A 23,842-nucleotide genomic window follows, 5' to 3' on the forward strand; every position below is an offset into this window, starting at 1 on the left:
TGTATGACCCTGTGACAGGCCAATATTACTTGAGGGCAAGGTACTATAACCCAAGCATAGGAAGGTTTATGCAGGAAGACACCTTCAGAGGCGACGGACTTAACTTATATACCTATGTTGCAAACAACCCTATAAAGTACATTGACCCAACCGGACACTGTAAAGAGGGCGTTGACTTTAATGGTGTAGTTAGCAATGTCTTAGGTGGCAATTTGGATGGTATTATCAAAAAAATACCGGGGTTAAATTGGATTTTAGACTATTTTAATAATCAAGAAATAGAGGAAATTGGCAATATTGAAGCGGAATTTTTATCAGATGAATATTTTGATGAGTTAGATACTTTATATAGAAAGGTTAAAGAAGAGAATAGTAAGTGGTGGGATATATTTGGCAATGCAAAAAAAGTTGCGGCAGAAGCAGTAATAAATCGAATGATGGATGATTTGGAGGCAAATCCTGATGCTTTATTAGATAATCCAAACTATAATCGATTCTTTGATACCTTTGACCAAAATATCAGGCAGTTAGATAGCATTACAGAGCGGATGCATTACTTTAGAAATACATTGAATTCTTATAGCGGAGCGCCTACTGACTTGGATGATATGATAGACATGGCTGCCAGCGGAGAATGGAAATTGTTTTCAACGATAGGAACGGCATACCATAGATATGATTATGGTGATATTGATGGGGCTTTAAACGTTAAGTTTGTATCTGCAGATGGAAGATTTGAAGCTGTTTATAATACAGGTACCGGTAAGATAGTTACAGACCCTGCCAATATGGGTACTTATAACTATGTTCCGGGCTCGATAGCTGAATTCTTTAAGCATGATAAATATGATGTGAAACCTTTTGAAAAGTGGGGGAATACTCCAGAGCTTTCATATGAAGATATCATGAATCTGCAATCGGGACATATGACTATAGAAGCACAAGTAAATTATTTTGCTGTAAAATATTTAATAGAAATTAGAAAAACAGAATTGGAAACGAAAGGGAAATAAGAAAGGAGATTTGTATGGATATACGAAATATGTTAATTAAATTCAAGGTATATTACATAGTAGTGTTTTTTACTGCACTTTATTGGATTTTTGCACTGTCTGCAGTATTCTTTCCGAGCATTTTTATGCATGGGGGTATTCTGAGATCTATTCATGCAAAATTAATAATGGCTGCAATTATTATTAATATAATAAACTTAATACTCTTAGTAGTCATGATATGTTTAAAATCATGGAATTTAAAACATTTGCTGATTCTATTAGGTATAAATATTTTGACTGCTATTGTAGGGATATTTTTTATAAGTTTTCCTATCAGGATGATGTAATGAATTGAGTGTATGTATTTATCCGGGACTACAAGACAAAGAAATTTTACTTTATGTAAAGGGAAAATGGAGGAATTATATGACTATTATAAAAAAATACAAATGGATTATGTGAGTGTTTCTATTATTCTTGTTGTGAAAATCTTAAAAAATCAAACGGGAAGTATGTTCTTGTTGAAGGTATTTTTAATAGTAAGGAAAAAGGACATTTTGATAGGTATTCAGGAACAATCGATAACATTACAAGATATGAGATTTGGAAGTAACTCAAATTACTATATTAAAGTATCTTTTCGATAGAGCTGGCAAAGCTATACAAAATATTGCATATAATTATGGTTCTTCTATTGCCGAGGAAAAAAGGTTGGATTGCAGGTTATACAGGCTATGAATATAAAGGTTTGAATCTATTTAAGTAGGTGGCTAAATAGATGAATAAGAAATTGCTTTTGCTTTGCTTATAATAAACATGCTATGTTTTATAACTCTAACAGGCTGTGGGATAATTTCAAGAAAAATCATTCCAAAAGCGAGGTGGAGAGGCCTTGAAAATCAAAACTGTATCAATTTTTGTGATTCTAATTACATTAAGCGTTAGTATAAGTATAATATATTATTTTAAAAGCGCAGGAAAAAATATTAACGCAGATATCTCAACATTAAATAAATTAAGCGCAAAGGAACTAATAAAGTTATCCAATTCTTATGTTGATGAATATTAGGGTAAGCGAACTTATTACGTAGGAAAAATCAATATGACACTAGACGAAAATCTTGAAGGAAAAGTTGAGATATGGTATAAAGACGATAATAAGGATCAAAACGGTGTGCCGAACATAATTACAGTAGAGATTGATACTAAAAAGAATAAAAAATTGATGCATATACGGGGGAGATTTACAGAAGTGAGGTTAAGTAAAGAGAAATCTAACTAAGAAAGTAGATAATATTCCCCCAAGTTAAATATGACACTACTTTTAGTAAAAAGGATGAATATGGGTATTGGAAAAATCAATAGCATCCGCGATAAGAAAATTCACTTTATGCCAAGGGGAAATCGAGAGTGAGTATAAACAGAAAAGTGTTTTTGCTAATACTGTTTAGCATAATTGTTTTAGCTGCAGGTATAGCATTTGCAGTTAGTAGTTTAAGTAAAGATTATAGACAAGAGGAAGTAATAAGAAGTGACAAGGACCCAATTACCAATAGATTTCCGAATATCGGTGACTTTGAAAAATGTTATTGGAAGGGCGGTATAATGGGTTCGGGCAGTAGATGGGTTCCCGGACCTTCCGATTACTGGATGAAAGGATTTATAGAGATTGATGCAGATAAGGTTAAATATTTTATAGAAAAATATGATATGAAAGAGTTAGATGAGAACTTACAACTTTCTTTCGTACCTGAAAACTATAACAACACAATATCGAAATGGTTTTATAGCAAAGAGTTTAATGACTTCGTAAAGCCGTCAAGCATTTTGGGGAATTTTTATATTGATAGCGTAAATAATATGATTTATTTTGAAGTAGTGATAAGTTGACGCTTTTATCTAAGGATATTAACTAAGAATACTTGCAGCAAAAAATACATCGGATCACATTTGTAATAGTAAATATTTAGTCCCAAGAAAAATATGGAGAGGGGTGCTGAATAATTCTATGAGCTCTAGAAATTATATCTCTGCTAGTCATCTTCTTCATTATTTGCTCGGTAGGAGCACTTTGCTTGAGAAAAGAAAAATTGGCCAGTAAAAAAACATGGAGCATAATCGATTCTTTTACAAACAAGGATATCGAGTACATGGATGACAGCCTTGAAGCTGATACAATAATTCAATACCGGGAATATCACGATACGTATGATAATTTGAGGCAAAATGTAGTTAAAGCATTTGAAGATAATTATTATACGATGTCAAAAGATGATATGTATATTGACACGAAGTTGGATAAGATCGGCGAAATAGACACAATTAGATTGATCGGGTGGCGTGAATTTGACGGTGAAAGTATTGAATTTAACATTACGGTTGAATATATTGCTAATTGGAATGGCACTAAAGTAACAAAAATATCGTCTGATGATGAATTGTTTGGAAAGATATTCTTTGACAAATGACTATACACAATCAGGCTCTATTCAAATGTATGTCATATCAGAAAGAAGAGAAATAATTCAATGAAATATTAACAATATAAACTATAATAAACAACCGATATCTGGAATAGTCCTTAACAAAAATAGTTCTATATGGTACTATTCTATATAGAGAGGTGATATTCTATTAAAACCAATGGAGGATTTTTGATTTCCCAAATCAAACAGGTGCAAGGGCGTATATTCGAAAAACTGCTTATTAAAGCCGGCATAGAAGAATTCAATGGCCCGCAAGGGCGGATACTGTACGTCCTGTGGCAGGAGGACAACTTGCCTATTGTTGAATTGTCAAAACGTACAGGACTTGCCAAGACCACTTTGACAAGTATGCTTGACCGGCTTGAAAATAGCGGATTTCTGACCCGTGTGTTTGACAAATCCGACAGACGGCGGGTACGCATTGCTATTACCGATATGGCACGTTCTATGAGGGACAAATACAATCAAGTTTCCGACGATATGAATAAAATCTTTTACAAGGGCTTTTCAGAAGATGAGATTCTTCAATTTGAAAGCTACTTGGAAAAAATACTTGATAACCTGTATAAGGAGGAGAACAATAAATGACAAACGAATTGAAAAAAGAAGCGTACGAGCTGGTACAAAACGCAAAAATTGCATATGTGTCGTCTGTCAACAGTGATGGGTTTCCCACCATAAAAGCCATGCTTGCACTTCACCATGACGGCATGACAACTCACTATTTCTCCACCCATCTGACATCAAGGAGAGCCGCTCAATTTAAGCAAAACCCGAAGGCAAGCATATATTTCTGTGATGATGTGGAGTTTAAGGGACTAATGCTAACGGGCACTGTAGAAGTTTGCACAGACAGATATCACAAAGAATTATTGTGGCGTGAAGGATTCGAAATGTATTATCCAAAAGGCGTGGAAGACGATAATTATTGTGTCTTGAAATTTACTGCAGAGTATGGCAATTACTATCACAAGCTTGTAAATCATTCTTTTGGAATGGAGGAATTTAACGATGTTGAAGCCTGAAAACAATACTCCTTGTTTTTTCACCCAGCAGGTTTTTCTGATAGGAACATATGATGAGGACGGTACCGAACGATTTGCGCCTATTTCTTGGATAAGCTATACAAACGGGGCTCCGGCCTGCCTTATAATAAGCATTAACGGTACAAAGAGGACCAAAAAGAATATCGAACGGACGGGAATGCTTTCTGCAACAGTGGTTACACCGGAACTGCTTCTTTTTGCCGAAAGCAGAAACAGTGCGACTGCAGATGAAAACAACATCGTTACTGTCCCGACGGTTAGAGGTAATGTCTTGGACGTCCCGCTTATTGCTGACTCTGTTTTCAGTTATGAGTGCCAGCTACTAAAAACGGTTGAATTGGGAATGACGCATACATATTTTGCTGAAATAAAAAAGGTAAATGTCCGTGAAGATATTGCAAATCTTGACTTTTATGACCTTAGGGTTATAAACCCTGTGATATACTCACCGAACCATTATTTTACCGTAGGCAGCCACATTGGCAGAATCGGGGATTATACCAAAAAGAGAAACTGGTGAAAATCGATGGACATGGAGGACAGAACATGAGCAAATTTTCAGAATACATAGGTTCACAGTTTGGAAATCCCAGAGGAATTGTCGGCAAATGCTGTTGTATCATTATGAATGTGATAAACAAAGCAATGTATCGCAGGGTTGTTTTGCTGGTGAATTTGACAAAAGAGTCAAACCTACTTGATATCGGGTATGGAAATGGCTATTTGCTGGAGTTGATTTACAAACGTTATCAGCCCAATCTATTTGGCATAGATATTTCCCAAGATATGAAATTGAGTGCGGAAAAAAGAAATGCCCGGGCCTTAAAGGACGGAAAATTAAATCTCATACTGGGAGATTGCTGTGCACTGCCCTATGACGAGAATTTTTTTGATGCTGTCACATCCATAAACACAATCTATTTTTGGAAAGATACCATGGAAGGGCTAAAACAGATACACCGCTGCTTAAAGCCCGACGGAACATTCTACAATGTGGTTTATGCAAAGGAATGGCTAAAAAAACTTTCTTATACGAAGAAAGGCTATAAATTTTTCGAACAGGAAGATTTTATTGAGCAAGGTAAGCAAGCCGGATTTTCAAAAGTGACAATCGAGAATATCGTAAAAGGAAAAAGCTTTGTTGTGGTATACAAAAAATAACCGCAAAAATCCTATTTTTCATGATTTTTGAGAAATGATAAACCTAAAAATGCTTTCCCATTTGCATTAAATGTGTTATTATATAGGCTGTGTTTGCTTTTAGAGCAAATAAACTGTATACAAAATACAAAAAATTAGGGAATAGTAAGAGAGGTTTATCTATGAATGTTCACTCTGGACCAAAAGCTTTAACGGAGTATATATTGTATTTGAGCAAGCATAAGGCCAATAAGCGGTTTATTATCTTGCTTGTACAGGGTTTCCTTGCCGGATTGTATATTGCCATTGGTGCAATAGGAAGCCTTAAGGTTTCGGCAAGTGTTACAACTCCGGGGTTAGGCAATTTCTTGGGAGCAGTGGTTTTCCCTGTAGGAATCATTGCTATTATCTTAATGCAGGCTGAGCTGTTTACCAGCGACTGCATGGTTATGGTTGCAGTCTATGCAGGCCGTACTAAAATCAATAAGACTATCAGGATTTTATTTTTGATTGTATTTGCCAATCTGCTTGGAGCAATTTTTGCAGCATTTCTAACCCGAACCTCGGGAATTTTTGACGAGGCGGCAGCTAATCTGGTAATTGCTAAAGCGCTTCATAAAGCACATATGCCGATAGGCCAGTTATTTGCAAGTTCCATTCTGTGTAATATCATCGTTTGCACCGGTGTATGCTTGGCTTACAGCTGCAAAGAAGAAATAACAAAGATTGTTGTTTTGTGGCTTACGATTACTGTATTTATATTAAGCGGAACAGAGCACATTGTAGCTAATATGTATTACTTGTTTGCAGCATTATTTCATGGCGCAGAACTTACGGCAAAAGATATTGCCTATCATTTAGCGGTATCGGGTGTTGGCAATTTTATCGGCGGCGGCATTATAGTATCGGGTATTAATTATTTATTGGCTTACAGGGATATAGAAAAAGTAAAAAATTAAAACAGGTGTCAGCTCGAGACCACTAAAAGTATCTTTCTTGAAGCTGCCCTTGGTAAGACGTAACAGATTTAAATTATGGATGATCAATTAAAATCCTCTTTGGTAAGAATCAGAGATTATCAAACCAAGGAGGTTTTTTTATGTCGACATTAATGTACTTAATTGAAAAATATTCTATTTTTACTTGAATCATTACAACAAGAAAGATGATGGGCTAGTATATTCGATAACAGATTTCCGGTGAAACGGACGGACACATCGAATAGATTTCTTACAGACTGCCGGCTTGAATATCCCAATGAAAGCTCGAAAACACTGATATATTTGGTAGAGGAAATTCCCGTAGCAATCCACGAAAGGTCAACATAAACTAATATTAGAAGTTAACCTTTTTATTTGGAGGCATAAACCATGCTTTCGAGCATTGAATTTATAAAACAGTCTTTAGGTTTACATCTGTTCTTTGCAAGGATTATGAAAGAACACTCATTTTTCCTTGAAGTGGGGTTTGCACCGAAAGACTCGAGCTTTATTCAACAGGCAGATGCTTTTCGCAGGGAATTTGACGGAATTTTAGGAGAAACCGTTTCTCTATCAAACGGTGTTGTTAATCCGGAGATACTTCAATCAGGAGAGGTCATAACACCTTTTACTTTGAAAGCAGAAACGGCAACCGTATATTTTACAGGAGTACGTATACCAACTCAACTGACGCAGGCGGAAGCAGGACTGGCGGGCGGTGGTATAATAACAGCAAACCCTGTGCTTGAACGATGTGTATCAGTGCTTAATCAAAGGGCAATAAATGCGACTGCTGCGTTAATACGGTTTAAAAAGGATATCTTATCTAATGTTTTAAACTGCAAGATGTTTACATTTAACTATCCTTTACTGATTTTACACATAACCCGTGAGGCGGAATTATACCTTCTGCAGCTTCGGAGACTTCAAAGAAGAGAAAAGGTAGACTTGGCGAAAGAAGCTTATGGATTGGAATTTTTCTGGAACAGGCAAATGGCAGAGCATGCCAAGTTTATCCGAGGTTTGCTTGACCCTACAGAAAGCAATTTGATTAATCAAGCTAATGATTTCGGAAATGAGTTTGATCAATTGACAGCTGAAGCAAAGGCGGCAATGGATGCGACTATTCCACCGGCAAAAGTTACTGAAGAGAGCTTAAAAGCAACCGAGGATTTCCGAAACTTCAAAGCCCAAGGCACGCAAGGTCTGCTTGAATGTAAAATAAAATCAATTATCATACCGCTTCTGGGTGATCACGTTCTGAGAGAAGCAAACCATTATTTGCGATTGCTTAAAATATTTGAAGGAAGATAGTAAAGGTATTTGGTATGAAGTCTATGCCTTGTATTAGGGAAAGCCAAAATGTTTTCAGTGGTGTTATATATCTTTAGCAATATAACACCATTTTGATTTTCAACCTTCAGTGAGATTTTCCCGTTTTTCGAAGAATACTTTAAGGCATTATCTGTCAGAATTCTTGCTAACTATATACGGATTTTTCATTCCCATTCAGGCAAAGCATGGGCTAAATCAAACAGACAAATTAAACTAATATGATGCAAATTAGGGCACGATGAAAGGTTGTGTTCCTGTTTTTATTTTATAACGACTTTCTAGTTTAAGAAAAATTTAAAAGCTAAAACTTTTTATAAGTACCCATACGTCTATAAAGTGTACAGCAGTTAGATACGTATACGTATTTAAAACCAAAGAAGGGATGACAACTTAGGTGTTATCGAAGAATGATTACTTGGAAGAACGAATAACCGAATATGTCGTCAATCAAAAGGAAAGTTTTTACAGATTGGCATACAGCTATGTGAAAAATGCAGAGGATGCACTAGACATTGTCCAGGAATCTGTGTGCAAGGCAATTTCATCTATGGACTCGCTAAAAAATCCGGATTATATCAAAACATGGTTTTACAAAATAGTAGTTAATACATCACTGGACTTTATTCGCAAGCAAAGGAAGAGTGTTGCTGTTGGTGAAGAGGTTTTGTCAAGCTTTGACTTTGGGGCGGTTGACAATTATGAAGACTTCGACTTGCAAGAGGCATTGGACAACTTGCCGGCCAAGTATCGTACCATAGTTATATTAAGGTTCTTTGAAGATTTGAAAATAGACGAAATTGCAGAAATTCTCAACGAGAATGTTAATACAGTGAAAACCCGGTTATACAAGTCCCTTGAAATACTGCGTATAAAGTTAAGTGATTGCGAGGAGGTTTGGAATGAAGGATAAAAACTTGGATTTTTTTAAAAAGCAATATTTGGACACACCTATTCCGGACGAATTGGATATTGTAGTAAAAAAAGCATTGAAAGATGGGAGAGATTATAGGATGAAAAGGAATAAATTAATAAAAAGAACAAGTGTGGCGGCAGCTTTAGTTGTTGCTTCCGTAGGATTACTTACAGTTGGGATAAATAGCAGTCCGGCCTTTGCATCCACCTTGGGAAAAGTCCCGATTGTAAGGGGAATAGTAAAAGTACTTACTTTTAAAGAGTATACTGTAAATGAAGACAGATTTAAAGCAGACATTAAAGTTCCATCTATACAAGGCTTGGAAAACAAGGAATTGGAAAATAGCCTGAATGAAAAATACCTTGAGGAAAATAAAAAGCTGTATAAACAGTTTATGGCTGATATGGAGAGCATGAAGGAAGGTGAAGGCTATCTCGGTGTGGACAGCGGGTATGTTGTGAAAACCGATACGGACAGGATATTGTCTATAGGACGATATTTTGATAATATTATGGCTTCTTCTTCAACGGTATTCAAATACGATACCATAGACAAGGAGAAAGGGATTTTAATAACTCTGCCCAGCTTGTTTAAAGATGACAGTTATGTAGAAATCATAAGTGAAAACATAAAAAATCAGATGAGGGAGAGAATGAAAGCCGACGATGGCTTTATTTACTGGGTGGACGTCGATGAGGATGAAGAATTTATTGAACCGTTTGACAAAATTTCCGAAAATCAAAACTTCTACATCACCGAAGAAGGTAAATTGGTAATATCATTCGACAAATATGAAGTTGGACCGGGATACATGGGAATTCAAGAGTTTGAGATTCCAACAGAGGTGATATCCGATATCCTGGTTGGCAATGAGTATATTAAGTAAATAATATGACAAGAGGTATAAAAAGTGGGTTGCCGTTGATTTGGCAACTCATTTTTTTATGTTTATTAAGGATAAAAATACTCTTTGACAAATTTTAAATTTTTGCTTGACATATTAGGTCTAATGCAATAGACTTAAATTAGGTCTACTAAGATAAACCTAAGGGGGTAATTAAATGGAGAAATATAAGCTGTTTGATGCGGAATATAAATTCGTCAGCATTGTGTGGGACAACGAGCCTGTCAATTCCACGGAGCTTGTAAAACTGTGCGCGGATAAACTTGGCTGGAAAAAATCAACCACCTACACTGTTCTAAAAAAGCTTTGCGAGCGGGGTATTTTGCAAAACAGGGATGCAACCGTTACTTCGTTGGTTAAGCGTGAGGAAGTACAGAAATATGAAAGCAGAGCCATGCTGGAGAGAACCTTTGAAGGTTCGCTGCCAAAATTTTTGACTGCTTTTTTGAGCGACCGAAAGCTTTCCGAACAGGAAGCGGAGGAACTTAAGCGGATTATAGAGGAGGCGGTGAAATGAGTTTTTTACAAGATTTATTTTTAGCTATTGCAAACATGAGTATTACTGCATCCTATGTGGCCATTGGCGTTATCCTTCTCCGTTTTCTTTTTAAAAAAGCTCCGAAGATTTTTTCCTATATTCTTTGGATGCCTCTTCTTTTCCGCCTGGTATGCCCATTTTCCTTTGAATCGGCTCTTAGCCTTTTCAATCTGATAAGCTTAAATACCAAGCCGAAAAGCGGAGTATCCCCATATGTACCGCAAACTATGGGACAGATTCCGGTACCTTATGTACCTGCCGGTGCAGGGAGTGTCGAAGGCGCGGTGAATGCTTCTGTTCCTGTCGCTGCCTCGGCGGCAAGCATAAATCCCATGGACATATGGATAACTGTTTTTAGTCTTGTCTGGATTTTGGGTGTTATTGCATTGCTGGTTTATAGCATTTTTTCTTATGCAAAAATCAAAAGAAAGCTTGAGACTGCAACTTTGGTGGAGGGCAATGTTTTTGAGACCGATGCCATAGGTACAGCTTTTGTGTGCGGTTTTATCCGTCCGAGAATCTATGTTCCCACAGATATTGGGGGTGCTAATTTGTCGTACATATTGGAACACGAGCGGACTCATATCCGCAGGAAGGATTATCTTATAAAGCTGATTGCTTTTCTTGCCCTAATTCTTCACTGGTTCAATCCCCTGATGTGGTTGTGTTTTGTTCTTATGAACCGGGATATGGAAATGTCCTGCGATGAAAGTGTGCTTCAGAGGCTGGGTGAAGGTGCGAAGGGCGGTTATTCGAATTCGCTCCTGTCGATGTCTGTTAAAGGAAAAGGGGTTTTAGCGGCGGCTCCCTTGGCCTTTGGCGAGAGCAATGTAAAGAGCAGGATAAAAAATGTACTCAATTTCAAGAAACCTAAGTTTTGGGTTGTAATAGTTGCGGTTGCAGCTGTTCTCACAGCTTCGATTGTTTTTGCCACAAATGCATCTAAGGAGGGAACGGTTTCGGCAAAAGACAGAAGAAAACTTACGGAAGTTGTCAGCGAATACTACAAAAAATCGGATCCGGCCAACAACGGCTCTCTTATAATTTATAACATAAAAAATAGTGACAGCGGCTACTTGGTATTAACCGAAAAATACTTAGGAGAAGGCGAAAATTTTTCCCTTTTGTTTTTAATAGATTATGATTTTAATATAGTGGCGAAAGCTTCGGGAAATATGCCTATAAGTCCGTGTTTTTCGGCAAATTTGGCGGAGTATCAAGGGAAGAGCATAGTATACGGCAATTTTGATAAAAAGAAATGGGAATGGGAAACCGATACTGTGGTAGATGTTCAAATTGACAGTATTAAAATATTCTTTAATGATGGTTCCATAATTGAAGAAGCGGTTTCTATGGATAAGGGATATATAGTTGTTGCAGATACCACGGCAGGGATAAAGAATATTGAGCTATACAACAAAAAGGGAGAGCTTCAAAGCAATTTAAATGACACTATTTTAAATCAACAGGATTTTATAAAAGTGGGGAGCGATACTGCATTCCATAAAGATGATGAAAGTGACGCAAATACCCAGTTTGACAAAAGCAAGGCGGAGAGTTATCAGCTTGCAACTGTTGTAATTCAGGACTGTCTTGCAAAGGCAGGGCCCGGTGAAAACTACAAGAGCATGGGCGAACTGGAGTATGGTGATATTGTCAGGATAACCGGCAAATATGAGAATTGGGTTCTTTGCTCTGCTGACAGGATACCGGGGGAATTTTGGATTGAAAATAGCAATTTAATCGATGAAAAAAAGCACACAGAAAGCAATTTTGGAATCATTACGGCAGATAGTGTAAAAGTCGGCTCGGCAGTGGAAGACAAAGGAAACTTGGTGAGAATATTAATAATAGATGAGGACAGGACATGGGTTGTTGCTTTAGGTACCGATACGGACGTGCCTGAGGTTGGATGGATTAAAAACAGGGATTATATTCTTGCTAAAGATGTTAAAGAGGGAATTTATTTTAGAGAGGCTTTTTTGAAGAAGGGAACGGTAATCTATGATAACTATTCTTCTTATGCAAATGCTTCTCGAACAACAGACACAGAACTTTTGGTCAAGATTGAAAAAGAGATAAACGGATGGGTTTTGATTCTTGGCGATTATACTTATGACAGAGTAGTCGGCTGGGTGAAAAAAGAAGACATCTTTATTCCAATGCCTTATGTAATGACGGATGAAGAACAGAAAGCTTTTCAAGTAGTGCAAGAGTATTTTGCAGCTTTTGAGATAGCTGATTATGATACAATGCGCATCCTAAGTACGGAAAACCATAATAATAATTTTGTTCACGACGGCGATGTGTGGGGAATGAAATGGGCTAAAGCAAAGAAAATAGAATTGGTAGAAGATGCGCGTTTTTTACGTATTGAAAACTCCGATTCGGTTTTAGTATTTATTGTATCGGTTGATATGGAGACTGTAGAAACATCTGCTCAATATCCGTCAACGCAAACTACTTTTTACGTTGTGGTTGTTAAAGGTGATGACGGAAAGTGGCGTGTTGACAGATACGGAACCGGATAAAAGCGGTATTATGACGAATGTGTATTTTGCAAGGCATGCGGAACCGATGATGGTTTTGAAAAAATGAGAATGATAATGCCTGGATTGTAAAAATGCAGCTTAGGAAAAATACTTGTCGAAATATTGCAAAAATAGATATTTTATCCTTGTTTTATTAAAAAACCGATATATGTTGATTTTACCCCCATAAACGAATATAATTAATTTATAAATGTTATTATTTTAAAAAATATATGTCGGTTTTGGGACATCCTGTCGAATAAAGCAGCGCTTGGTGCGTATTCAATAGTTTATGGGGGAGTTTAATGGAAAAGTTTTATATTTATATTGTTCTTACAAGGACAAATACAATGATATCCAGGCTCATTCAATTTTTCAAAAGAGATGAATTTACCCACGCTGCTATTTCTATGGATAGAGATCTTGCAAACATGTATAGCTTCGGAAGGAAATATGTGTTCAATCCCTTCATTGGTGTATTTAAGCATGAGAATTTAAACAAAGGTACGTATAAGTACTGTAAAGTGTTGCCCGGTGCAGTAATTGAGCTCGAGGTTACAAAACAGCAGTACAAAAGGGCAAAAACCTTGCTGGAGTATTTTATTTCCAATGCCAGCCGGTATAAGTATAATTATATGGGGCTTATAAATAGTTTAATAAACAGGGAATCATGCCACGATTCAAGATTTGTTTGCTCTGAATTTGTATACTATATCTTGAATGAAAGCGGCATTGCAGACTTTAAAATATCAAGAAATCTTGTCAGGCCTCAAAATCTCCTCAAATTAGAGGGACGAATAATATATATAGGCGATCTAAAAAATTCAAAATTGTTAAAGAAATGCTTAAGAAATCGGAGAATATATGCCAATCAAAAATTATCCGCTGCATTGTAATATGATTTTAAAATATTAATATTGCAAATGTGTCCAATGTTTGACATTATGTCTATATTTTGCTTTGTTATTTTTTTAACGAAAAAATTAAATTTCTTTTCGAAAAAGTGGTATTATATTAATAGCAGTTATAATTCAATATATAAAATACAGTTTAGAGGTGTTTAATATGCAGAAAAGAAATTTGTTTTCCTTAGAAGGTAGGGTTGCAGTAGTAACGGGAGCTTCATCGGGACTTGGTGTTCAAATGGCTAAAGCTTTAGCATCTCAGGGCGCTGACATTGTTATTTTGGCAAGACGAAAAGAAAAACTTGAGAAGGTGGCAGAAGAAATTCGGGCGTTGGGAGTAAAGTGCCTCCCCATAGAATGTGATGTTACAAATATCGATATGATTCGAAGAGCAGCCGAACTTAGTGAGAAAGAGTTTGGAAAGGTTGACATTTTGATAAACAATGCGGGTGGCGGCGGTATAGCCGCAGCAGAAGAAACTACCGATGAAATGTGGAACAACACAATTAGTGTGGACCTCAATGGCGTCTTCATGGTTGCGCGGGAATTTGGTAAAATCATGATAAAGAATAACTATGGAAGGATTATTAACATTTCTTCCATATACGGCATGGTTGGAAACATGGCTCATCCAAGTACCGCTTATCACGCAGCCAAAGGCGGTGTGGTAAATATGACAAGGGCATTGGCTGCGGAATGGGCCAAATACGGTATTACGGTGAATGCGATATGTCCCGGTTACTTTGTTACGGAGCTTACCGAGGATACTCTGAACACCGAATACTTTACCAATTACATGAAGGCAACTGTGCCGGTAGGACGTTACGGAAAAGAAGGAGAGCTGGATTCAACTGCTGTTTATCTTGCATCTGATGCTTCTTCATATGTTACAGGAGCCATTATACCTGTAGATGGCGGATACACATGCGTATAAGCTTGAATCTCAATTATTTTTATTAATCTGCAAATAAACAAACTCCTCCTTGGCTTTGCTATTTACAATTCCAGCCAGGGGGGAGTTGTTTATTTTATCATACAGATGTACTTAAGCCGGTTATTCTAAAGAATCAATAACGTTTAGCAAATCATCAATTCAAAAACTAATAAATTGAGTAAACGGCAATACCGTTATTGTTGTACTTTGTCACAAAATTTTGATTGAGGAATTCCTCGTTTACCGTGTATTCTTGGCTTTGCCTTAGCTCGGGACTGACCACAATGTAGTCGATGCCTTCCTGCTCTATTATATTTTTTATTTTTTCAAAGCTCTCTTCGCCTCTTAATATGATGTTTAGATTATTGAACCGTTCGTTGAGCTTGTAAGCCGAATCGGCTGCATTATGTACATACATTTTTCCGCCTGCCATAAGTATGTTGGATACTGCATTATCATAATATTGTATGGTTGGGAGGGTGAGGAAAACGGAGCCCGGTTCGGTGTTCTCAATAATCCACTGTGTAAATTCCGATTTGTCTGCCACATTGACTTTGGGTAGATTTTTGACAGACATTAAGTCCAGTACTCCCGCGACCATAAGGCTGACACAAAGGATAACGGATATGAATTTTAGTATTAAGTTTTTTTGTTGGAAAAGCTCCACTAAATAGTAGGCAGCCAGACAATTTATAAATATGAGCGCAGAAATCATGAGTTTGCTGTTGTCGTACAATATTACGCCAAGCTGCAGTAAATTGGCCAGTATGAACGGTACTGAGAGAATAAAAAACAGTATTCTTTTTCTGTTGGGTATAATAATAAATGCTATGACAACAATAATTAATTTTAAACCGAATACTTTAAAATAATAGTCTGTCAATTTAAATATGTCAAAGTGTCCAACCTCGTAACCTATATGAAGTTTGGGATATTCATTCAGGCTCGATGCGCCGGACTTAAATCTGAGAAGCTGCGGCAGTGAGACAAGACCTGCAATGGCAGTGGTGACAAACATTGGCTGAAAGATTTCTTTTTTTCTTATATTTACAATAGTATATAGTCCCAAAAATGAGAGCAGGGCTGTGTTTACAACGGAATTCCAGTAAGGTACGATACCTACTGTAACACCGATTAAACAGCTTGACAAAAGCCATGAATAATTGCTGCGTTGATTCGATACAGTGCTTTTAACTTCCGGCGGTTCCGAATTTTTCATATCTTTTTCATAAACCGAAATCACATATGTAACAACAAAGACAAGGAGTGCCAAAGAAAAGGCAAAGTGTCTCTGATTTACAAAAACGTTCAGATTAAAAAGACCCCAGCCTTCAAACACAGTCATGGACAGCCATCCGGTTTTTTCGTATATTTTCTTAAACATATCCCAGCCCAAATTATCGACAACCCATTTTAATCCGCTTAATGAACTGTGGAACAATAAAAAGAGTGCACCGAGTATTCCTACGGCATCATTTTTAAATACTGTTCTTCCGAACTGAAATATCATTAACAGCAAAAAGGAAAGGCTTAAAGAACACATAAGGTTTAAAGCATGAACCGAATGTAAACCTGTCTGGGATATTTTACCCACATAGTAATCAAATAAAAAATGATATTTTACCGGGGTGTTGGCATAAAAAATATGCTCGACAGGAATGTTTTGACCAAGGCTTATGGAACGGACAAATCCGTTGTGAAGAGTCAAATCGCTCCATGCGCCTCCGGACATGGTTATGCTTCCGTTCGACAGGCTGAAGGTGTTGTAATTAAACCAAATTGAAAACAAAGCAAAAGCGATAAAGCAAATTACCGCAACTTTGTCATAACAGAATCTTTTTATTGTGTCAACAAACTCTTTATCTATTTCGGTTTCTGTCTTGTACGCATATGCGATAAAGGCAGCAGATATTACAAGATATACTATATTGCTGATATAATAGTTGTTCAGAGTTTTTGCAAATAATATATCCAGCCAGTATAGCAGTGTGCCGGAGAAAAGAGAACCGACAAGAAAGGAACCGGAGAGCATCATAATCGGGGATTTTATTTCAGTAAACTTTTTCAACAGACAAAATCCCGTCAAGAATGATGCTAATAACAGAAAAATAAACATATTGTCTCACTTCCCAACATATAAGATTTTGGATACAAATACGTAAACATTTTATCATAATAAGCAAAAAAATAATAGATTTTGGTCGAATTATATTAATTCAGATTAATATTTCACTATGAAAATCTTTTTCTAACAATATTAACATTTCACTATAAACATTTTGCTTTCTAAAGATACAGGCACTTCATAAGAAAGCAATCCAAAAATCCATTAACATAATCATCTGTTCAAGAATATTATGTTACAAAGAATATATTTGGGGTGAGATTTTTATGTTTGAAGGGGCAAGATACTCATTGGCCTTTTTGGATTTAAACGGATTATATATTGCAGGAATAATAGTTGTATTGGTTGTAATCGCATTAATAATTACACTGGCTATTAGGAAAAAACTTTTATCAAGACTTATTTCCGAAATCGATAAACATATTAAGGCGTTGCTCTTTCTAATAGGAATAGGCAAAAAAAACGCAGATAAGGAAGAGCTGGATGAATCCTTTGCTATTGCCGGTTATGCCTATGATGAAAAGCAGGACATTTTTTATTCTACAAAAGACGCATGGCAAAGAAAGTTTGGATATTGCCGCTTATATGACGAGTCAGCGGCGCCTTTGGGAATGATAATAGATTGTGAGCCGATTTATTTTGAATATAACGGCAGGAGATGGTTAATTGAGTTTTGGAAGGGGCAATACGATTTGCCTACCGGTGCCGAGGTGGGAATATATGTAACAGACAAACCGGATATAAATATTCCGGGTTTGTTTAAGGGACCTTTCTTTAATTGTGTAAGCGATGAGGAGTGCTTATGGATGTCGTTTACTTTAAAAAAGAATGGAAAAGTACTTTTTGAGCGCGGAGACAGGCATTGGTGGTTGACGGGCTTCAGACTCGGCGAATTCTCCCAACCCTGGGAATTGACATTGGAGATTACCATAACATTAAAAGATGAGATGATGTGCTCGGCATTTATTGAAGGATTGAAAAGAGCGGGATATACCGACAGGGAAATAAAAAGATACGGAAACTCCGTCAGAGTGATATTTAGCAAGCCTCATACTCCCCAACCCCTTACAAGGACAGAGATAACCGATGCAATTGTTCAAAGGAAAAACAAACTTTTGTGCGACCTTTATAATGAGGTCACAAAAGGATGCTCTACTCTCGAAGAAAAGATGGTTGCAATTCAAGAAAATGCACCGGAGTTGTATGAACATATTCTTGGATTGGGAAAACCTCTGGAATTATATGGCTCTTATAAGAAACTTGAAAGACACATAAAAGAATAAATATTTGGGATAGGGTGTGCGGTATTTGTGGGGTGTTTGACATGTATGAATTTAAGAGATTATCCGAAGTTTTTCAATCTGCTGAAGAGATTCCTTTTGATGATTTCTCCAAAATTATTATAATGAGCGATTGTCACAGGGGTGACGGAAGCTGGGCAGACAATTTCAGCAAAAACAAAAACATTTACTATGCGGCATTAACTTATTACTATCGCAACAATTACACTTATATAGAACTCGGGGATGGGGATGAGTTGTGGGAAAATGACAACATATGCGACATAATAAGTGAACACAAAGATGTATTTTCCCTATTGGTTAAATTTATTGACGATGGCAGGGCCCACTTTTTATACGGCAATCACGATATTGAAAAGAGGAAATATGCATCAAGGTCCGTAAAAAGAAGAGGTTACCTGTATCTGGATGAAAGCGACAAAAGGATTGTAAACGCATTTTTAAAAACGAAGGTGCACGAAGGTATAATTTTGCGCCATAGAGTAACAGGAGATAAAATATTTCTTGTGCACGGCCACCAGGCAGATTTTCCAAATGATGGGTTGTGGATGATAAGCAGGTTTTTGGTAAGATATTTTTGGAGGCCGCTTGAATTGATTGGAATTCGAGATCCCAACAGCGCCTCCAAAAATCACCGAAAAAAGGCTACTATTACAAACAAGATTGTTGACTGGGTAAAAGCAAACAATCAGATGATTATTGCAGGCCACACTCACAGAGCAGTATTTCCGGAGGTTGGCCGTCCGCCGTATTTCAATGACGGATGCTGTGTTCACCCTTATGGCATAACTGGAATAGAGATTGCATCCGGGAAGATAGCGCTTGTCAAATGGAGTGTAAAAACCAAAGAGGATGGCACATTGTACGTAGGCAGGGATGAAATGGAGAAACCGGTAAAATTAAAAGAATTTTTCAAATAGGTTTATAGAGTGTGGGGTGGCGATTATGGTTACATTTAAACTCAATGATGAATTTATGTTTGGAACCGCTACTGCTAGTACCCAAATTGAAGGCGGAGATACCGGCAATACATGGTACAAATGGTGTGAAGAAGGGCGTATTAAAGATGCAAGCAACTGTATTACCGCCTGTGACCACTGGAACAGGGTTGAGGAGGATACGGAGCTATTGAAGGACCTGGGAGTTCAAACTCACAGGATGAGCCTTGAGTGGAGCAGGATAGAGCCTTCCCGGGGACAATTTTCCGATGAGGCGATAAAGCATTACAGAGATGAGATTAAGCTTTTATTAGACAACGACATAAAGCCCCTGGTTACGCTTCATCACTTTTCCGAACCTATCTGGTTTCATGAAATCGGAGGATGGAAGAAGCCGGGCAATGCGGATATTTTTATAGAGTACGTAAAATATGTAGTCGAAAATTTGGGTGACCTTGTAAGTGACTGGGTAACCTTTAACGAGCCCAATGTTTATGTTGATTTTGGTTATGTGATAGGTATTTTCCCGCCGGGGGAGAGAAGCCTGTCAGAAGGACTGAAGGTCACGGCAGAGCTTATAAAGACTCACGTAAAGCTCTATGATTTGATACATAAGATAAGAAGACAACGTGAGTTTAAAGGAAGGACAATGGTAGGAACGGCAATGCACCTTCGCATCTTTGACGGAATAAGCTCCACAGGCAAAATGATAGCTAAAGTTGTCGATTATCTCTTTAATGAAATGTTTATGGAAGGCATGACATTGGGACGACTGATGTTTCCCCTTTCCAAAAAGGGTGTAAACCATAAAAAAGGCAGGTATGCGGACTTTTTGGGTATTAATTATTATACAAGAAATATTGTTGAGTTTGTATTTGACCCGTCCCTTTATTTTCATGAGCTTGTAAACGACAAGGATTTGACAAAGTCTGACCTTGGATGGGATATATATCCTGAGGGAATATACAAGCTATGCAAGAAGTACTACAATAGATATAGGTTGCCCATTTATATAACCGAGAACGGAATAAGCGATAAAAATGACAGCAAGCGGCCGGACTTTATTGCAAATCATTTATCTTATATTTCGAAAGCTGTAAAGGAAGGTATTCCTATAGAACGGTACTATTACTGGACACTTATGGATAACTTCGAGTGGCTGGAGGGTGAGTCAACGGATTTTGGCCTTTACGACTGCAATTTCCGCACCCAAGAGAGGACACCCAGGAAAAGTGCCCGCCTTTATGCACAAATATGCAGAAGAAAAGAATTGACCAAGGAGATGATTGAGGATTTTAAAAAGTATAATGGGACCACTATAAAACCAATCCGGTGACATATACGGTCAGTATTGCCCCTAATGCTACTATAAAGAGGCTTTTTTCCCTGTAAGCCAGAATTAAAGCGACAGCAGTGCCGCAAACAGCAGTAATGTAATTATTGGTGGAATTAATAATGTCCGGGAAGGTAAGTGCTCCCAAAACCGCATATGGGACGTATTGCAAAAAGGACTTTATAAAAGTCGACTTGATTTCCTTCCTAAATACGGCGATGGGCAGTACCCTGGGCAAATATGTAACAAGTGCCATTAATAAAACGGCGATAAAGGCATACATCACAACTCCTCCTTGACAGTAGTATTTTCTTCTTTAAAAGGCCAAACAGCAGCTCCAATTCCGGCACCCAGAATCGTGGAAATAATAATGCCAAAACCGCTTGAGATAAAGCTAAAGAAAGGGATATATTTTAAAGCCAGATTTATTGCAACTGAAATTAGTACAATCATCAAAACCGGCCTGGATTTTTTTGATGGAGGTACAATAATTGCAATAAACATACCATACAAGGCAATTCCCATTGCATTGCCGAGGGATTCGGGCAATGCGGAGCTGGTGAAGGCTCCAAGAGCCGTTCCAAAACTCCAGCCGAAAATGGGTCCTGCAATAAGCCCCAGCATATAGGAGTAGGACAGCTTTTCCTTTTCCATTGAAGCTACTGAAAAGGTCTCGTCGGTTATTCCGAAGCCGAAAATAAGACGCTGCCAAAGAGTAATTTTTGGGTCGATTTTTTGGGACAGAGAAAGAGACATCAGCATATACCTTATATTTATAACAAAGGTGGTAAGGGCAATTTCAATGTAACTTGCACCTTGGATAATCAAATTTGTACCGGCAAACTGTCCTGCACTGGTCAAGTTGGACAGGGAAATAAAGACTGCCATAAGAGGCGGAAGCCCGCCGCCAACAGCCATAAGACCAAAGGTAAAAGCCACCGGTATATATCCCAGCAGAATCGGTGTGCCTTTTTTAAATCCGTAGACAAAATCATTTATCTTTGTTTGACCTCTGTTCATAAATACAAACTCCCCAATTATGACCTTTTTAAATTATTTTTAATATGATATTTTATCAAACATTAGAACATTATAATATTAATTCGAAAAATTATCCATAGCATTTTTTCATAAAAACCGGATTGAGTTTGAAATATAGGGTTATTCCATCTTGATTCTTCGATATACTTATATTAAGAACTTATAGATTTTGGGCCAAAACATAATTAAGGCCATTAATTGTGTTATCTTAAAATAGAAGAATAAAAAAGCCTCCCTCAAAAAGGAAGGCTTTTATTGACTTACAACATCTATTGATTACAAATCCATTCCGGCATTTTAGAAGATAGAATACAGAAGGAACAATGTTGAAAGCAGTGAAGAAACCAGAGACACAACTGTAATCTGTGTATTGATGGAAGGACCCGCAGTATCTTTGAATGGGTCTCCCACGGTATCTCCTACAACAGCTGCTTTGTGTGCCGTTGAACCTTTTCCGCCGCAATTTCCTGCCTCAACATACTTCTTGGAATTATCCCAAAGACCGCCGGCGTTGGACATCAGAAGAGCAAGCAAAAGTCCAGATGCAATATTTCCAGTCAAAAATCCTCCTATTGCCGATGCACCGCCGATAAAACCTACAAGTATTGTTGAAAGTATAGCAATTACTCCGGCAGGTATCAATTCTTTAAGAGACCCTGTGGTAGCGATATCTATACATTTATCATAATCCGGTTTTGCATTTTCTTTTCCTTCTTTAAGTCCGGGGATGGAATCCCATTGGCGGTGAATTTCGGCAACCATTCTCTGAGCGTTTTTATCCACACCCAGCATCAGCATTGCGGAGAATACTGCGGGAATTGCCACACCCACTATGAGTCCGAAGAATACGGTGGGGTTCATTATATCAAAGTTTTCGATTCCTTTAAGGCCAAGCTCGGCTGCAGCAGTGTTTACTTCACTCATGAAAGCACCGAGAAGAGATATAACCGTAAGTCCTGCAGCGCTTATGGAGAATCCCTTTGTTACGGCCTTTACAGTGTTACCGGCTGAATCCAGTTCGTCGGCAATGGCAATTACCTTTTCACCAAAGCCTCCCATTTCAGCCAGACCGCGGGCATTATCAACAATTGGGCCGTAGGCGTCATTAGAGATAATCATTCCGACGATAGAGAGCATACCAAGGGCCGACATTGAAATACCGAACATTCCGTAGCCGCTTCCTAAGGGCTCGCAAATATAATAAGATATTAAAGCAGTTATTGCTATACCGATAAGAGAAGGAAGGGTACTTAGCAATCCGTAGGAAAAACCTGAAAGTATTGTAAAAGCAGGTCCTGACTTTGAAGCGTTTGCAACGGCTTGAACCGGAGGCTTTGCGTCGTTTGTGAAATAGTCGGAGGTAATACCTATGATGGTTCCGACAATAAGACCTACAGCAGTTGCACCCCATATACGCCATTCAAAGCCAAAGATATAGGTTGACAGAGCAGTAAGTACGGCAAATATGGCCGTGGTCACATAAGTAGAGCTGTTGAGGGCTTTTCCGGGGTCGCCGTTTTTGCCGATACGAGCCGTGGCTACTCCAATGACGGAAGACAAGAGTCCTATCGCAGCATAGGCAAAAACCATGGCTACGTTTTTGCTGTCATATCCTCCGAGAGCTGTGGCCATAACCAACGCAGCGGCCATTGATGCAACGTTGGAGTCGAAGAGGTCTGCACCCATTCCGGCAACATCACCCACGTTGTCACCGACATTGTCGGCTATAACCGCCGGATTTCTCGGGTCATCCTCTTCAAGACCGAGCTCTACTTTACCTACCAGGTCTGCACTGATGTCCGCAGTTTTTGTAAATATACCGCCTCCCGCTTTTGCAAAGAGGGCCAATGAACTTGCGCCGAAACTAAAACCGAGAACTGCGCTGGCGTCTCCGACGAGCAATAGAACAAGGGTAACTCCCAAAAGGCTGGTACCGACAACGGCCATACCCATTACCGCACCTCCGCGAAATCCCGTCATGAAGGCCGGTTTAACACCTTTTTGGGCGGCTTCGGCAGATTTAATATTTGCAATGGTAGCAATCTGAATACCTATTTTTCCGGCCAGTGCTGAAAGAACTGTACCGAAAATATATGCTACAGTCATCCAGATATTACTTGTAAAGCCATGACCCGACCAGATTGGTTTTGGAAGAAAAATTAGAATCAAAACAGCTACTATTGCGGTAAAACGGGCAAGAACAAGATATTCACGCCTTAAAAAAGTATTGGCACCTTGTCGAATATATTCTCCGATTTCAGCAATGCGGGCATTGGATGATGGCTGAGACTTTACCCATGAATACAACCATGCTGCAACACCAAGAGATAGAAGAGATATTATAATTGCAGCAATCTGAACCGTTTGAGTAGTAATTTGAATCATTTAGAGACCTCC

At 38.0% G+C, this 23,842-nt stretch carries 23 protein-coding genes; 19 read left to right on the top strand and 4 right to left on the bottom strand.

The window, feature by feature from the left end:
• The 16 genes from PLH43_RS07320 to PLH43_RS07395 form a co-directional block, all read left to right on the top strand.
• A partial coding sequence (locus tag PLH43_RS07320; protein WP_324361614.1) for an RHS repeat-associated core domain-containing protein occupies positions 1-1,013 on the top strand: 1,013 nt, incomplete at its 5' end.
• A 1,084-nt stretch (positions 1,014-2,097) separates the two neighbouring features.
• On the top strand, positions 2,098-2,277 hold the full coding sequence (locus PLH43_RS07325; protein ID WP_324361616.1) for a hypothetical protein: 180 nt from the start codon (positions 2,098-2,100) through the stop codon (positions 2,275-2,277).
• Positions 2,278-2,405: 128 nt separating this feature from the next.
• Positions 2,406-2,885 (top strand): hypothetical protein, encoded by a 480-nt coding sequence (locus PLH43_RS07330; protein ID WP_324361618.1) that lies wholly within the window; start codon positions 2,406-2,408, stop codon positions 2,883-2,885.
• Between the two features lie 200 nt (positions 2,886-3,085).
• The gene (locus tag PLH43_RS07335; protein WP_324361620.1) at positions 3,086-3,463 is read left to right on the top strand and encodes a hypothetical protein; all 378 of its coding nucleotides are present in this window, start codon (positions 3,086-3,088) and stop codon (positions 3,461-3,463) included.
• Between the two features lie 186 nt (positions 3,464-3,649).
• Positions 3,650-4,069, top strand: coding sequence for a MarR family transcriptional regulator (locus PLH43_RS07340; protein WP_349255145.1), 420 nt, complete (start codon positions 3,650-3,652; stop codon positions 4,067-4,069).
• Positions 4,066-4,506: a pyridoxamine 5'-phosphate oxidase family protein gene (locus PLH43_RS07345; RefSeq protein ID WP_324361623.1), complete on the top strand. Its 441-nt coding sequence runs from the start codon at positions 4,066-4,068 to the stop codon at positions 4,504-4,506. The genes PLH43_RS07340 and PLH43_RS07345 overlap by 4 nt, the downstream gene beginning before the upstream one ends.
• The gene (locus PLH43_RS07350; protein WP_324361624.1) at positions 4,493-5,047 is read left to right on the top strand and encodes a flavin reductase; all 555 of its coding nucleotides are present in this window, start codon (positions 4,493-4,495) and stop codon (positions 5,045-5,047) included. Before PLH43_RS07345 ends, PLH43_RS07350 begins: the two co-directional genes overlap by 14 nt.
• Before the next feature lie 26 nt (positions 5,048-5,073).
• On the top strand, positions 5,074-5,688 hold the full coding sequence (locus tag PLH43_RS07355; RefSeq protein WP_324361626.1) for a class I SAM-dependent methyltransferase: 615 nt from the start codon (positions 5,074-5,076) through the stop codon (positions 5,686-5,688).
• A 161-nt stretch (positions 5,689-5,849) separates the two neighbouring features.
• Complete coding sequence (locus PLH43_RS07360) at positions 5,850-6,626, top strand: formate/nitrite transporter family protein (RefSeq protein WP_324361629.1); 777 nt, start codon at positions 5,850-5,852, stop codon at positions 6,624-6,626.
• A 411-nt stretch (positions 6,627-7,037) separates the two neighbouring features.
• Positions 7,038-7,961: a DUF2935 domain-containing protein gene (locus tag PLH43_RS07365; RefSeq protein WP_324361631.1), complete on the top strand. Its 924-nt coding sequence runs from the start codon at positions 7,038-7,040 to the stop codon at positions 7,959-7,961.
• A gap of 415 nt (positions 7,962-8,376) precedes the next feature.
• Positions 8,377-8,892 (top strand): sigma-70 family RNA polymerase sigma factor, encoded by a 516-nt coding sequence (locus tag PLH43_RS07370; RefSeq protein WP_324361633.1) that lies wholly within the window; start codon positions 8,377-8,379, stop codon positions 8,890-8,892.
• Positions 8,882-9,781, top strand: a complete 900-nt coding sequence (locus PLH43_RS07375; protein WP_324361636.1) for a DUF3298 domain-containing protein — start codon at positions 8,882-8,884, stop codon at positions 9,779-9,781. Before PLH43_RS07370 ends, PLH43_RS07375 begins: the two co-directional genes overlap by 11 nt.
• Before the next feature lie 175 nt (positions 9,782-9,956).
• Positions 9,957-10,316: a BlaI/MecI/CopY family transcriptional regulator gene (locus PLH43_RS07380; RefSeq protein ID WP_324361638.1), complete on the top strand. Its 360-nt coding sequence runs from the start codon at positions 9,957-9,959 to the stop codon at positions 10,314-10,316.
• Positions 10,313-12,868 carry a M56 family metallopeptidase gene (locus PLH43_RS07385; RefSeq protein ID WP_324361640.1) on the top strand — a complete coding sequence of 852 codons (2,556 nt, stop codon included), beginning with the start codon at positions 10,313-10,315 and terminating at the stop codon, positions 12,866-12,868. Before PLH43_RS07380 ends, PLH43_RS07385 begins: the two co-directional genes overlap by 4 nt.
• 305 nt (positions 12,869-13,173) lie before the next feature.
• Positions 13,174-13,764 carry a hypothetical protein gene (locus PLH43_RS07390; protein WP_324361642.1) on the top strand — a complete coding sequence of 197 codons (591 nt, stop codon included), beginning with the start codon at positions 13,174-13,176 and terminating at the stop codon, positions 13,762-13,764.
• A 169-nt stretch (positions 13,765-13,933) separates the two neighbouring features.
• Positions 13,934-14,707: an SDR family oxidoreductase gene (locus tag PLH43_RS07395; RefSeq protein WP_324361644.1), complete on the top strand. Its 774-nt coding sequence runs from the start codon at positions 13,934-13,936 to the stop codon at positions 14,705-14,707.
• A gap of 166 nt (positions 14,708-14,873) precedes the next feature.
• On the opposite strand, the gene PLH43_RS07400 is transcribed toward PLH43_RS07395, so the two are convergent.
• Entirely contained in the window at positions 14,874-16,775 is a 1,902-nt protein-coding gene (locus PLH43_RS07400; protein WP_324361646.1) for a hypothetical protein, read from the bottom strand.
• A gap of 323 nt (positions 16,776-17,098) precedes the next feature.
• Between PLH43_RS07400 and PLH43_RS07405 the strand changes: the two genes are divergently transcribed.
• The 3 genes from PLH43_RS07405 to PLH43_RS07415 are packed head-to-tail and all read left to right on the top strand — an operon-like array spanning position 17,099 to position 20,407.
• Entirely contained in the window at positions 17,099-18,115 is a 1,017-nt protein-coding gene (locus PLH43_RS07405; RefSeq protein WP_324361648.1) for a DUF4474 domain-containing protein, read from the top strand.
• 41 nt (positions 18,116-18,156) lie between these two features.
• Positions 18,157-19,053, top strand: coding sequence for a metallophosphoesterase (locus PLH43_RS07410; protein ID WP_324361650.1), 897 nt, complete (start codon positions 18,157-18,159; stop codon positions 19,051-19,053).
• Between the two features lie 25 nt (positions 19,054-19,078).
• Complete coding sequence (locus tag PLH43_RS07415; RefSeq protein WP_324361652.1) at positions 19,079-20,407, top strand: glycoside hydrolase family 1 protein; 1,329 nt, start codon at positions 19,079-19,081, stop codon at positions 20,405-20,407.
• Here the strand turns inward: PLH43_RS07415 and PLH43_RS07420 are convergent.
• The 3 genes from PLH43_RS07420 to PLH43_RS07430 form a co-directional block, all read right to left on the bottom strand.
• A complete protein-coding gene (locus tag PLH43_RS07420) occupies positions 20,388-20,690 on the bottom strand; it encodes an AzlD domain-containing protein (RefSeq protein ID WP_324361654.1) in 303 nt (100 codons plus the stop codon). The genes PLH43_RS07415 and PLH43_RS07420 overlap by 20 nt on opposite strands.
• Positions 20,687-21,424, bottom strand: coding sequence for an AzlC family ABC transporter permease (locus PLH43_RS07425; protein WP_324361656.1), 738 nt, complete (start codon positions 21,422-21,424; stop codon positions 20,687-20,689). Before PLH43_RS07425 ends, PLH43_RS07420 begins: the two co-directional genes overlap by 4 nt.
• A gap of 318 nt (positions 21,425-21,742) precedes the next feature.
• Positions 21,743-23,830: a sodium-translocating pyrophosphatase gene (locus PLH43_RS07430; RefSeq protein WP_324361658.1), complete on the bottom strand. Its 2,088-nt coding sequence runs from the start codon at positions 23,828-23,830 to the stop codon at positions 21,743-21,745.
• Positions 23,831-23,842: the final 12 nt, after the last annotated feature.

Source organism: Acetivibrio sp. (assembly GCF_035371925.1).
Lineage (GTDB): Bacteria > Bacillota > Clostridia > Acetivibrionales > Acetivibrionaceae > Hungateiclostridium.